11 protein-coding genes are annotated in these 13,257 nt (G+C 60.7%); 2 read left to right on the top strand and 9 right to left on the bottom strand.

What is annotated here, in order from left to right; translation table 11 throughout:
• The coding region (locus C7C56_RS29620) for a hypothetical protein (RefSeq protein ID WP_229458107.1) at positions 1 to 245 on the top strand (245 nt) is incomplete at its 5' end.
• Between the two features lie 64 nt (positions 246 to 309).
• Here C7C56_RS29620 and C7C56_RS28595 read toward each other — a convergent pair.
• From C7C56_RS28595 to C7C56_RS27915, 9 genes are all read right to left on the bottom strand, one after another.
• Positions 310 to 549: a hypothetical protein gene (locus C7C56_RS28595; RefSeq protein ID WP_181373016.1), complete on the bottom strand. Its 240-nt coding sequence runs from the start codon at positions 547 to 549 to the stop codon at positions 310 to 312.
• Between the two features lie 203 nt (positions 550 to 752).
• A complete protein-coding gene (gene ssb / locus C7C56_RS04205) occupies positions 753 to 1,250 on the bottom strand; it encodes a single-stranded DNA-binding protein (protein ID WP_106756240.1) in 498 nt (165 codons plus the stop codon).
• A gap of 59 nt (positions 1,251 to 1,309) precedes the next feature.
• Positions 1,310 to 5,476, bottom strand: coding sequence for a zincin-like metallopeptidase domain-containing protein (locus tag C7C56_RS29275; RefSeq protein WP_229458108.1), 4,167 nt, complete (start codon positions 5,474 to 5,476; stop codon positions 1,310 to 1,312).
• A 625-nt stretch (positions 5,477 to 6,101) separates the two neighbouring features.
• On the bottom strand, positions 6,102 to 6,977 hold the full coding sequence (locus C7C56_RS29615; RefSeq protein ID WP_229458105.1) for a toprim domain-containing protein: 876 nt from the start codon (positions 6,975 to 6,977) through the stop codon (positions 6,102 to 6,104).
• Between the two features lie 8 nt (positions 6,978 to 6,985).
• Entirely contained in the window at positions 6,986 to 7,528 is a 543-nt protein-coding gene (gene traF, locus C7C56_RS04180; protein WP_106756237.1) for a conjugative transfer signal peptidase TraF, read from the bottom strand.
• Entirely contained in the window at positions 7,525 to 9,504 is a 1,980-nt protein-coding gene (locus tag C7C56_RS04175) for a type IV secretory system conjugative DNA transfer family protein (protein WP_106756236.1), read from the bottom strand. Before C7C56_RS04175 ends, traF begins: the two co-directional genes overlap by 4 nt.
• Positions 9,501 to 11,984, bottom strand: coding sequence for a TraI/MobA(P) family conjugative relaxase (gene traI, locus C7C56_RS04170; protein ID WP_106756235.1), 2,484 nt, complete (start codon positions 11,982 to 11,984; stop codon positions 9,501 to 9,503). Before traI ends, C7C56_RS04175 begins: the two co-directional genes overlap by 4 nt.
• 34 nt (positions 11,985 to 12,018) lie before the next feature.
• A complete protein-coding gene (traJ, locus tag C7C56_RS04165) occupies positions 12,019 to 12,390 on the bottom strand; it encodes a conjugal transfer transcriptional regulator TraJ (RefSeq protein WP_106756234.1) in 372 nt (123 codons plus the stop codon).
• A 56-nt stretch (positions 12,391 to 12,446) separates the two neighbouring features.
• Positions 12,447 to 12,764, bottom strand: coding sequence for a hypothetical protein (locus C7C56_RS27915; protein ID WP_146204276.1), 318 nt, complete (start codon positions 12,762 to 12,764; stop codon positions 12,447 to 12,449).
• A 187-nt stretch (positions 12,765 to 12,951) separates the two neighbouring features.
• Between C7C56_RS27915 and C7C56_RS28590 the strand changes: the two genes are divergently transcribed.
• The coding region (locus C7C56_RS28590; protein WP_109246555.1) for a TraK family protein at positions 12,952 to 13,257 on the top strand (306 nt) is incomplete at its 3' end.

Here is a 13,257-nt window from a genome sequence, read left to right as displayed (position 1 = left end):
AATACCCGGCGCGTCAGATGTATAAGGGCAGTTATGAATTTTCAAAGCATTTCTATCCCGTGATTCACGATCTGCGGGAAAAGACCCCGGGCGGGGCGGATGCTGAAGAGTTCCGATGCGCACAGTCAATCGACGCCCACCCCAAGGTCAAGCAGTGGGTGCGCAACATCGAACGACAGGAGAAGTTCTCATTCTGGCGGCCGACCGCCACGGACTACTTCTATCCCGACTTCGTGGCCGAGTGATTCGCGCGAGAAGCACCAGGTAGGGCACCAGTGGGAACAGTCCAGCGGTAGGCGTTGCCTGTTTCTATTCGCTGTTGAACGTGATCTTGAGGGGCGGGATGTGTTTCAGCAGATTAGTGCATTGCATCGTGCCATCGTCCAAGAACGATCCCTTGATTGACCAGTAAAATAGCAGTCCCTTATCCTTGAAGTTCGGGCCGAGGATCTGATGCAGTTTGAAGGCGGTCGAGTTGCTCGCAACGAGGATCACAAAAGGCGGTTCCCACTTTTCGGCGTGACCATCGAAGGACCAGAGCAAAGTCACGTCGGGAATTGCATCCAGAGCGTCGCAAAGCGGTTGAATACCCGATTCAACGTCGGCGTCTGTGTATTCAATTCTCCACGATTGATGTTGCGCTGCGAAGTCTTCACGTTTTTTCTGCCCATACCGACAGTGCCGTGGCGTGGATGTCGGAGTGAATTCGCGTCGCGGCTTTAGCGTCTGAAGAAATTCCCTGTGCGGTAGCACTAGAACGGAATTTGGTCGTCGTCCATGTCCAAGAAGTTCGGGGCCGGACGTGGCGCGGTACGTGCCGCAGGCGCGGACGGTGTCTGGCGCTGCGCCGGTGCCGGCCGGTGTTGTGGCTGGCTGTCGTGGCCTTCGTCCGTTCCGCTGTCGCCGCCCGCGCCCTGACGGCCGCCGAGCATCTGCATGTTCTCGGCGACGATGTCGGTCGCGTATTTCTCGACGCCGTCCTTGTCGGTGTACTTGCGCGTCTGCAAACGCCCCTCGACGTAGACCGACGAACCTTTTTTTAAGTACTGGCCGACGACTTCGGCCAGGCGGCCGAAGAACGAGATGCGGTGCCATTCCGTCAATTCTTTGGCTTCCCCGGTGTTCTTGTCCTTCGATTTGTACGAGGTCGCGACGGCGATGTTGGCGATGGCGTCGCCGCTGGGCATGTAGCGGATCTCCGGGTCGCGCCCGAGGTTGCCGACGATGATTACTTTATTGACCGATGCCATGATGTTCTCCATGCAAGTAAGTGGCCGGGCAAATCGGCATGCGAGCGCCCGGCGATCGATTACGCCACCTTCGCGGACCTTCGGCGCTTCGGTGTCTCGTTCTGCACCTGCTGGACCTTCTCACCGCGATCCAACTCTTGCTGCTGCTCTTGCACCTGCTCTTGCTGCTGCACGGACAGTGACGCCTGATGCTTCCCGATGACGGATTCGACCAGAGACCGCACCTGGCGGTCGATCCCTTCGGACCCCAGCGCGCTCTTGTTGGCCAGATCGTTGAAATCCGTGAATTGCTTCATCTGCTTGAGCGCCGCCAGCTGCTCGTCGTCGAGGACCTTGCCGGTGCGCTGGTGCTCGCGGTACAGGTCGGGGGTGATGGTGGCCAGGTCGGCCGGGTAACTGTTCTCGCCCGGCGCGAAGATCGGCATCATCAGCTTGCCGCCGACTAGGTTGGCCGCTTCCGCGGCCTTGCTGCGGCCGGGATTTGCGCCCTGGGTCAATTCCAGGTGCCGGTCGTCGTCGCCGGCGATCACGACTGGCTTGTCCGGAAACTTCTGGTGCAGCGCCTGGGCCACTGCGGCCAAGTTGCCCGAGTCGAACGCCGACACGGTGGGAAAGCCGAGCGATTGTTTAAGCTGGGCGGCCGTCGCGTAACCCTCGCCGATGACGATGGCCGGCGCCTTCGCCAGCTCGTCCATCCCGCCGACGACGTGGAAGCAGCCTTCCTTCCTGCTGTCCTTGGCGAAGCGCTTGGTGCCGTCCTCTTTGATGTACTGCGTCGTCCACTGCTTGCCATCGACGTCGGTGGCCGGCAGGTAGGTCTTTTTGCCGTCCTTGTCGGTCAGTGCGCCCGCGTGCGGCACGATGCCCTTCGCTTGCATGTAGGGCGTGGCCACAGTCACCTGAACCAGCTTGCCCAGCTCCTTGCCGACCCGTTTGGCGGCCTGCTCCTGCAGCTTGGACAGCTCCGCCTCGCGCTGCTGCAGCTTCTCGGCCGCCTGGCTGGCCAGCAGGGCCTTTTGCTCCGGATCGAGCGTGTAGCCCTTGGCCTTCCAGGTCAGCTCGGCGCCGGTCTTGTTGTTCTTCATAAAGCCGGCCGGATAGCCGTCCAGATGGCCGACGTAAAACCCGGACCCGGAGTTTTTGCTGAATTTTTCGCCTTCCACGCTGATGCGGTGCTTCTCACCGTCCATGATCGGGTGGTCGCCGCCGGCGGGAACGACGCAACCGATCGAGGCAAGCGCCGCGGCAAATTCTTCCCGCGGCGCCATCGCCGGCCCCTGGTGGGTTGGAACGTTCTCGGGCTTCCACTTATCCAGTTTAGCCATGTCGGCGTGCGGTCCGGCGTACCACGACTTGGCCGCCTTGTCCCACTCGGCGCCGGCCCCCTTCGCCTCGGTGCGGTCGCGGTATGTCACCGCGAGGTAAACGCGGCCCTCCACGGCTTTGGAGACGGCGGGCTTGTCAAGGGCCGTCGCGGGCTCCAGCGACTCGCCGGCGAGCATTTGGGCGGGTTGCTGCGCCCATTTTGCGAACGGGGCCGCATCGAGGTGTTGCGGGACATACCAGGATTGATCCTTGCGGTCCCATTTCGCCCCCAGCGCCTTCACCTCTTCCTTCTCCTTGTATGGCACGGTTAGCAAGGTTTTCGGGGCATCCCGGCGCGCGTCGGCCGGCGCCTGCTGCAGCAGGGTGCGCTGACGCTCTTCGAATTCGATCCTGCGCTGGAGATCCGCATCGTTTGTCGTCGCGGCGAACTCGGCATTCTTGCGCGCCTCTTTAGCCGCCGAAATGTCCTCGTCGGTGCTGTCGGGATTGCGGCGAACCCGGTCCTCGTTGACCCGGGCCAGCTTGGCCGCTTTTTCGTGCTCGCTGATGGTGGAGCGGGCGTCGATGACGGCCAGGCGCTCGGCCAGCTCATCGGCCTGCTGCTCGGTTGGCCGGTCGGCCAGATGTTCTTGATGGCCGTCGTCGAGTTGGGCATAGACGCCCCAAAAATCGGGCTTCTCGCCACGGTGCGCTGCCGGCAACACGATCATTTCGCCGTCAATGTCGCGCTTGATGTTGCCTTGCACCTGTACCCGCCCGGTCCAGTTATGCGGCAGCGTGAACCCGAGGTTTTCCTCGGCATCACGGTCGAACGTGTCGCCGTCGCCGGAGCGTTCGCGGCCGAAGGCCACGCCGGTCACAAGGTCGAGCCTCGAGGCGGCGACGACGGCATCGGCCTGGCGCACCGTCACCCGCTCTTTGGCGGCGTCGATCTTGTCGGCGAGCGCTCCGACGTCCTGCGGCAGCTCGTTTCGCTGCCAGAACGGATTGGCGGCAGAAAGCGGTTCCATGTCGGCCAGCACGGCGTATACACGGTTGAGCTGGGCCTGGCTGGCGCCGTCCAGGGCGCGCGCCAAGGTGTCTTTCTCGACGCGGCCTACCGTCCAGGCCTCGGCGCGATCGGCGTCGGCTTGCAGCGCGGCCGGCTGCTTAGGAACACCCATTTCAGCCTCCGTGGCCTGCTGTTTGAGAGGCATCATAATCTGCTCGGCCATATTTGAGAACGATTGGGCAAGCCCTTTACGTTCCAAATACGCGTTATCCGCGTCGACATGGTCGACCTCGATACCGAATACCCGGGACAGGTTTTCGAGCGCTTTATCGTGGAACCGCGCCGGATCGTGGCCAGTCACGTCCCCCACCGTGTTGAGCAGAAAACTGCGCAGGGCTTGTTCCACGGTTTCGCCCTGGAACGCCTCGTAGTGGCTGTACGATTTGTCGGAGGCGCTCAGCACTTCGGCGACGTCGACCGCCAAGGCATGTGCGCGCTCGCCCTCGGCCGCAGCCTGCTCGAGGGTGGTGGCGGACAAGAGGATCACGGCGCGTTCGCCGTTCGCATCGATGGGGCCCGCGTGCCAGAACTCGTTTTTCTCACGGACCACGCCGCGCCAGTCGGCCGGCAGTTCGGTGTGATCGCCGGCACGTACGACGCCATGATCGTCGATATAGGCGACAGGCACCTCTAGTTCGGTCGTCACAAGTTCGTGCGCCTTGGTGGCGAAGTCGCGTGCCAGTGCCTGGTGCTCTAGACCTAGGAAATAGGCTGTGTCGGGTGTGTTGGCGCTGAGATCATAAGCCGGGGCGAGTCGAGCGAGGGCGGTTTCATAAAACAGTGATGGATTGCTTCCAGTCACATCCTGCATTGTGACAAATCCCAAGCGCCGCAGATGATAAAGCTGACCTTCATGACGGGCAGCTAACTCGTCGTCGATGTGTCCTGTGTAGTCATATTGCATTGCCTGGTCTATTTTGGCGTTAAGCGCCATTGAGGTGGTTTGTTCCTGTTCGTTTTTCTGTTCAAGGCCCATGATGTACTCCTGAATTTTTTCGGCGTCGGCCGCCGCGCGGAAAATCTCCAGCGGATCATCCGACAGTGCTTTGATCCAAGATCCGACATACGCGGCGTGCTGCGTGGGATCGTGTCCGATGCCCAGTTCGTCGCCAAGGAGCATACTTGCGATCTCGGCGCGCAACTCCTCCTTCGCATACCCTTCACTGCCAAAGGGATGCACCAGGTCGCGATCCAGTCGGCTGCCATGGCCGGTCCAATGGCCCAGCTCGTGCAGGGCCGTCGCATAATAGTTGTCCGCCGTCTTGAACTGCCACTTGTCGGGCACATGGATGCTGTCGCTCGATGGACGGTAGAAGGCGCGATCGCGTTCGGTGTGATGGATCTCCGCGCCCGATGCCCGCAAAATTTGCTCGGCCCGATCGACCGCGCTCCACTCGTGCTGCCGGCGTGGCTGCAACGGCGGCAGTCCGTCGATCTGCTCGGCGTTGAACACGGTGGCGAAGAACACCCTCGGCCGCTCGAGCGCGACAGTCTCCTTCAACGGTTCGCCGTTTCTGTCGAGGATGGGCCTGCCGGCCGCGTCCCTCTTGTTCTGCTCCTCGCTGAATTTCCAGTACTGGATCGGCGTGCCCTTCTCGCCCTTGCGCACCTGGGCATCGACGGTCGCCGCCTGCTTGTACGTCATCCAGCGCTGGTCCTCGCGGCCCTCGCTCATGAGTTGCAGGGCGTTGATCCCCTTGTAGCGCTTGCCGGTTGTGGGGTTGATCGGCATGTTGGCGCCGGCTGCGCCAGGCTCCCATGGCTTCTGCCAGGGCGCGGTGCCTTGATTCAACTGTTCGATCAGTTTTTCAGCAACGGTTTCATGAAACGGCTTCTTCTCGCTCTCCATGTTGTCACCTCTTCGCATCACCTCATAATCCGCCCACGGGTGCTCCTGCGGCTCGCGCGTCCGGTCGCGCATCCCTTGCGCCACCATGGACGTGATGTTGCCCAAGTCCCGTTCGGTCATCGGCCTGGTACGTTCCACGCAGACCTCCCTGAACGACTTTTCTGCTTGTATCGGATCGACTGGCCTGTCCGGCCGGATCGCCTCACATGTGAAGGCGAATATCTCCTCGGCCCGGATCCGCTCGGGCAGGTTCTCGTACAGTCGATCTATTTTTCGCCAGAGACCACGCAGGACGGGCTGATCGCGGCCCTCAACGATGGCGGTCAGGACTCCGGCTTTATCGTCGGCGGTAAAGGTGTTGATTCCGAAGTGTCCGAGGACTTCGTGTCGGAGAGTTCCCTTAAACTCGTCCGTGTCACGAAAGTTGGAAGCGGCGAAGTCCGCTTGTCGCTGCTCGGGACAAAACGCACCAAGGATGGTGCCGGCTTCGTCTTTGGTGTTTTCTGGTCCATACAATTCCTCCTGGGTATTACGAATTTTGAAAGTGACGTGCGCCGCGACGGGGTAGATCGAGCAGAACTCCAACACCAGGTCCTCGCACTGCTCGATTGATAGGGCCACGCGCCTACCCCTTCATCGGCGACGAACGGGCCACGAAGTGCAACGTGTCGTGCGTGCTGGCGAGGGCGTCGGCCTCGCTCAGCGCGTCCTCCTGGAACGCGCCGGCCGCCTCGGCCTCGGGCGGGTCGAACTCGGCCTGGTAGCCCGGCGTCAGGGCATCCTGTAGCTTCTCGATGACGGGGCCGGCGCCGGCGTCGTCGGGCGCGATCAACTCGAGCATCGCGTTGTTCTTGCTGGCTTCGGACTCGAAGGGATTGGTGGCTACATGTAAGCTCATGAAATACTCCTTGGAAGTTGATTGCGAGGCGGCTGCAGCCTTGGGTTTGCTGTAGTCGGGTTTGCCCTTGATATCGTTGTACGACTGCTTGCAGCCCGGGTACAGCTGGTCGCCCATGCTGCGGGCCTCGGCCGCAGCCGACAGGCCGGCGAACTCCTTGTTGTCGCGCATCGCGGCCAGCGCCTTCTTGACCGCGGTGGTGGTGTTGTTGTTGATGAGGACACGCTGCACGGGTAGCCCGCAGTTCGTGTACTCAAGGATCTCATCGATCAGAAGCTGCCCCTCTTCGTCCGGGTCGCCGGCATTGACCACGCTGCCGGCCTGCTTGAGCAGGCCGGTGATGATCTTGAGCTGGCTCTTCGAGCGCTCGTCGCCGCTCGGCTTCTTGCGCCACGGGATATGCGACATGGGCAGATCGTCCATGCTCCATTTCGCATACCGTTCGTCATAGTCTTCCGGGTCGAGCAGCTGCAGCATGTGGCCGAAGCACCAGGTTACCTTGTCGTCGCCGCACTCGTAGTTGCCATCCTTCCGGCTTCCGCCGCCCAAACCGTCAACGATGGCTTTCGCCAGGTCAGGCTTTTCAGCAATGAACAGTCGCATGATGCCTCCTACCAGGTGATGACCGGCACGATGACGGTCTGGATTTGGGACCGGAGAACGGGACCGAAGTACCTGCCGTCGAACGACTTGGCGCTCACGTCGGACATGACCAGGACTTCGTTGTCACTGACGGTGAATTTTGCGTGCTGGTATCGCGGCATCGGCCGGCCGGACTTGTCCGTCGCCATCGGCGCGCTGTGCGGCAACAAGGCGCCGTTGACGGTCACACCGGCGTCCGTGATAGCGACGAGATCGTCTTTAGCGGCTGAAATTCTCTTCATCATGTAGCCGACCTTTCCGGGGCAAAAACCGGTGGCGAGGTAACCGCGTCGTTTGGCTTCCGCGATCATCACCATCCTGGGCGGGCATAACAGCACGTAGGCGCCTTTCTCCACCGGCTTGCCGCTCGCCCAGTACAGTCCGACCGGAATGCTCCTGGTAGTGTTGACGCGGCCGCCAGCGGCATGGAACAGCAGTCCAAGCGCGGTGACGGACAAGGCTGTGATCGCGGTCACGACGGTGATCTTGCGCAGGATTGATTTGAGTTTCATATGGTGATCGTTTTCTCTTCCGTCGCGGCCGGGATGTTGCGCACCTTGTCGCTGTGTTTGGGTTCTTCAACGGCGGCGCGCGCCGAAAAGGTCTTGTCCTGGAAATAGAGTGGCTGCCGGCCGTAGATGGCCGGAAAGCCTGCAACGTAGACCACCATGTCTCCAGCCTCCACGATCAGTTCCCTTTCCTTTTTCGGGCCCGGCATGCGCAGGCATTCGTCGGTCGTCAAGAGCGGTCGCTGGATTTCTTGGATGGTTCGCGATACCTGGCCCAGCAAGGCGCTGGTGCGCTGGCCGCTGGTTGTTATCTGCTCCTTCGCCACCGTTGTCGTGCCTGTCAGCTTCGACAGGTGGTCGGCGGTCTCGACCCTGTTGGGCGGATAGGCGTTCTGGATGTGGCAGTTCGATGTGATGGTTTCGTCGGGGCCGTAGCCGGTTTCGCGGCTTTTGAGCTGGTTGATATCCTGGCAGATCAGATAGAACTTGATGCCGTAGCCGGCCACGAACGCCAGCGACTCCTGCAGGATTTCCAGTTTGCCGAGGCTTGGGAACTCGTCGATCATGCCGAGAAGCCGATGTTTGTAGCCTTTTTTGGTACGAACGTAGGTTGCCGCGGTTTTGGCGATGCCAGCCTTGGCGAGCAGCTGGTGCCACCATGGCCTCCTAGCGGCAATCCGTTCGAACTCCATCTTATCGGCCAGCAAACGCAGGATCTGGTTGAGCATGACCCGCACCAGCGGGCGAAGGCGTGCCTTGTCGTTCGGCTGGGTGACGATGTACAGGCTGACCGGGCTGTCGTGGTTCATCAGGTCCTTGATGCGGAAGCTGGAAGAACTGACATTGCGCGCCACGATCGGATCGCGGTACAGGGCCAGGTAGGACTTGGCGGTTGACAGCACTGACCCTGCCTCTTCCTCCGGACGGTCCATCATGTCGCGGCCGGCGGCGCCGACCGCCGGATGGTTCTTGCCGTCGACGTGGCCGTAGGTCGCCATTTCCATCCACAGTTCGGCCGTGCTGCGGTCGGGGTCGGCCAGCATGTGGTCAACGTACGGCAATGTGGCCGGGGTGCCTTCGTTCCTCTTCTTGTACAACGCGTGCAGGATGACGCCGACCAGGAGCGCCTGGCTGGTCTTCTGCCAATGCGTTTCCAGTCCCTTGCCGTCCGGGTCGGCGATCAGAGTCGCCAGGCTTTGCACGTCGCCGACTTCGTGTCCGCTACCGACGCGGATCTCATCCAAGGCGTTGTGAAACACCTCGCAGTTCGGATCGGCAGGCTCGAAGCGCAGCACCTTGTTTTTCGCGTACTTCTGGCGCCAGCCCGCCGTCATCGCCCACAGTTCGCCTTTCAGGTCCGTGATGAGGCAACTGTCAGGCCAGGACAGCAGAGTCGGCACCACCAGGCCTACGCCTTTGCCCGAACGTGTTGGCGCGTACGTCAAAACGTGCTCCGGCCCGTTGTGGCGCAGGTAGTGCAGCTTGCCGCTGCTGTCGACCCACGCACCGATGTAGACGCCGTTGCTGGCGGCCGGCTGCGCTCCGCGCAAAATCTCATGCCATTTGCGCGGGCGCGGCAACAGTCCCGCGTCCTGAATGTCCTTCTTGTTTGCCCAGCGGGCAGAGCCGTGCAGGTATTCGTTGACCTTAGAGGTGTTCGCCATGACCATCTTTGCGACGAACAGACTGACAAGGCCTACACCGGCCAAGGACAGGCCCACGCTTCCGGCGCGCATGAACGCATCCGGGTACTGCCCGTGCCATTTGGCCGCCCACTCGATGATCCCCCACGGCGCGTAGATGTGATCGATGTTCGGGCCGAGGGCATCCTGATAGCGCATGTCGTTCGCGAAGAACTGCGTAGCCGCCTGCAGTCCTCCCCCCAGCGACAAAACGGCCAGGGCAGGGATGACCTTTCCCGGTCCCTTCTGCCTAGCGCGTACCTGCGGTCCCACCGCATTGTTGAACCGATCGCTCATCTGCTCCTTCCTTTCGTTTTGATGACGCCCCTGGCTGTCACTAAGATATGCTCGCCGACCGCCAACAGCTTGAGGCGGCGGGCGGTAGCGTCGTCGACGGGCAGGGCGATGAGCTCATCACCTTGTTTGAGCAGGGCCAGCGTCTGCCCGTCGATCTGACGCATACCGTGAAATATCATTTTTATATCATTAGTAAAAGTATATTTCATCTGCTTCGGTATATCGAATTGTTTGGCCCGCTTTTGTTCTCGCTCATTGACGTACTTCTCGGCGGCGGCATTGCCCGGCAGCGTCTTGTCAGAACCCAATAGATCACGGCGATTCGTCGCCTCCATATGCTCCGTTGTCGTTGCTGCTGGCTGTGGCTCGGTCATAGGGGCGGGGTGCGGGGCCGCTGCCGCAGTGCCGTGGGCGCCGATACTGATGGCGCCGAGTTGCGACAGAGGGCGCAGACGGTCCTTGCTCGCAGGGGGAGGCACGCGACCGAGCTTGCCGATGTTGGGCTTGCCGCCATGATCGGCTTTCGTGGCTGGGGCAGGGTGGGCGCCCGACGGTCTTACTCGTCCTGGCCCACGTATATCCCGTCGCACCCGGTTATTTGGTTTGGCTCCTTGCTGCCCCACACCACCAGGTACATGACCCTGCAATAGCATTTCACCTCGTTCGGCGACGTGAACCAGATCGAGTTCGGGCATACCTCGCACAGCGTGCCGGGCGAGGGGCGGCGGGTTTTTGCCAGCTTTTCCAGTGTCGGGCTTAACGCTCGCGGCATGTCGCTGTCTTGCCGGGGCGGCTGCTCCTGCTCGAGCAGCACTTGCGGCGTCGGCGGCGCCGGTTGCGGATTGTCCATGGCGGCCATCGCCTCCGCGATCCTGTTGTCCTCGGACTTCCCGTTTGTCGATTCTGATGTTGCTTCCATGCTTTCTCTCCTTGGTGGTTTTGGATTGGATCAGCTGCCGGCGGCGCGCCTCCAGGGCCGCGTCGTCAAAGCTGATGGTGAGGTTGCCCGCTGCCGCCGCCCGTGCGATCTGTTCCTTGAACGCCGCGGTGCCGTCGACCGTGATGGTGATTCCGTATCGCTCGACCGCCATGCGCAACGCGACCTGCAGGGCCGCGTCGTCGGCGCCGCGCGACACGTTGAGTTTGTCGCCGTCGTCGCGGACCGCGCTCGCCCCGACCCTGTAGATGATCGTGCCGCGCTTGGTGATGTTGTCGTGCCGGGACGGCGGCGCCGCGGAGTTTTTGGCGCCGCCCTTCCCAGCCACCGTGTTGCCCCTGAGTCCAGTCGAAGCTTCGCGCGAACGCAGCGCTTCCAGGGCCTCCTGGTCGCCCGCCATAGCCTCTTTGCGCAGCCAGTCGGCCCAGGCCATGCGCTTGTATTTTGTGTAAATTGCTTCCCGCTCCCTCATGTAGGCCTTGGTGGCCGCGGCAATGTCGTCGTGCCGCGTCTTGTTGATAAACGCGTACATGAGTCTTTTCCCCAAACCCGGCGATCCACTGAACTTGACCGCAGCTCTCTTCAACCGCCCCGCGCGCTTTGCGTCCTCTAAAAGATGGTTCTTGCGTGCGACGGCTTTGGCCCACTCGGCCACTCTGGCGTCCATGGCTAATTGTTGGGCTTGCTTGTAACGGGCGTAAAGCTCGACCGTGTTAACCATCGAACGCATCGGTTTTTTTTCGTATTGCTTCTGCGGCGAATCCGTGGCCGCCACCTGGGATTTCGTAAAACTGCCTAAACGCCCTTCGAGGTTTTTCTTTGAAAACTTTCTATGCACCGAACTGGCCTTGACGCTGACGCCGTTGTTGGCGCTGATGATCAGGCCGTTGGCGTGTTCGCATATTTCAAGCCCATGGTCGCGCATGACCTGGTGCAGCGACGACCAGGACTGCGCGCCAAGTATCTGATCCTGGCACTCGCGCTTGATCCAACCCAGCAGGCTTTCAACATCCGAGTGCCGCTCCATGTCCGCCGCGCGGTTTTCACTTCGGTTCTTGTTGGCTTGATGGTTGACCTTCTGAAAGCCATACTCGACTTCGAGCTTGTCGCAAAGCTGCCCCAGCAGGTGGTAGGCGTTGAACGGCTCGTGGGTCGTGTAGCGGGTGGGATGAATCTTGTTGATTGCGATGTGCAAGTGCAGGTTGTCGGTGTCGTGATGAACGGCGCTCACTCGCTGATGCTCGCCGAATCCGATGACTACGCAGATTCGTTCCTCGATGGCTTTCAGGGTCGCCGCGTCGGGCAGTTCGCCGACAGGGAAGGCGACGACCAGGTGATAGGTCTTGTCCGCTTTCGAGAGCGTGTTTAGTCTTTGCGTATTTATTATTTCGAGCATGGCTGTCTCGACCCGCTGGGACTGGCAATTCGTTATCGTGACGTTCCCGACCCGCTCGTTTCTGTCGTTGGGATCGGTCATATACTCGACCAGGTCCGTGAAGTTACTCTTCTGCACGGATTCCATCGGAACGTGACGGATGATCATGCGAACCGTCCGCAAAATTTAGCCGCTAAAGTTTTCACCGATGCGACCTCGGTATCAGCACCTCGCGCATGACCCCGTGCATCTGGTCCTGGGTCGCTTCGAGTTTTGACAGCAGGGCGCGTATTGTGGCCTCGCCGAACTCCGCTGTCCTGGCATCATTGGTCAGCCAGAGTTTCAGCAAGCCACCCAGGCGTCCGAGGTCGCCATTGATCCGTGCCAGCTCCTCGATGCGGCGGTTGTCCAGAATGCTGCGTGCCTCGTAGCCCTGCCCGATGTTGCGCAGGAAGACCGCCACAGGGAGGTTGGCGGCCTTCGCGTTGCGCGCGATCTGCGCTTCCTCCTCTGGCAGGACTGGCACCCGCAGGTGCTTGTGCTTCCGGGTCACTTTTGTGGCCTTGTCCGTCATGATGTTGCCCTTCTTCGACGTTAGCCTTCCTCAACCACGATGTGGCCGCGTGATTCCTAGGCCCGGGTCTCGCAGACCACATGGAGGCGCATTTCAAGATCGGTGACCGATTCTCTCGAACCGGCCGCCTCGATTTTCTCCAAGGAGTCGCAGTGCGGTGCAAACCAGATCTCCGCGGTCGGGGAGCGTTTCACTATTGTGGTGAATGGTCGGTTGCCGTTAATGGCCATGGCGGCCTCCTTTGCTGTTGTGGTTGCTTCCGGCGGCGGCAGCCGCCTGCCTCGCAGAGCAAGATTTCCGTTGAGCCGCCACAGGCGCGAATAAGGGAAAGTGAAGAGAGTTATCCGGCCTGCCGGATAGCTATCGTCACCCATCTTGCCCGCCTCTGCGTCTGGAATATGCCAAGCAAGAGTACCGGTAACGTTTTCGATTTATCCTCGATTAGATCAATGAAATACGAGGTACCTTCAACGTCTATATCGAATATTCATATAATCGAACTGGGTGCAATGTGGGTCAGCCTGGCATGGCTTCAGCGCAAATTTCAACGGTGAAAGCAAAATGGCGACAAGGTATTCAGACGAGCTTGCCGCGTGGATCAAGCAACGGAAATCGACAAGACGTGAGAAAAACCTCGTTGCGTTTTTGGCTGTGCGCGACGATGTAAAGCAAGCCATCGAGGAGGGATATGCAATCACAACAATTTGGGAAAATTTGCACGAGGGGAAGAGAATCGCGTTTTGCTATAACACTTTTTTGACTTACATAAATCGACACATTCGTCACTCGGTCGCCACGCCAACAAACCCGGTGCCAGACCAGCTGCCTGCGCTTGCGGTCGGCAGGCAATCCACCGGACTTAACGGG

Source organism: Massilia glaciei (assembly GCF_003011895.2).
Lineage (GTDB): Bacteria > Pseudomonadota > Gammaproteobacteria > Burkholderiales > Burkholderiaceae_D > Telluria_A > Telluria_A glaciei.
The sequence above is the reverse complement of the archived record's forward strand: the minus strand, read 5'-3'. Positions and strand labels throughout refer to the sequence as shown.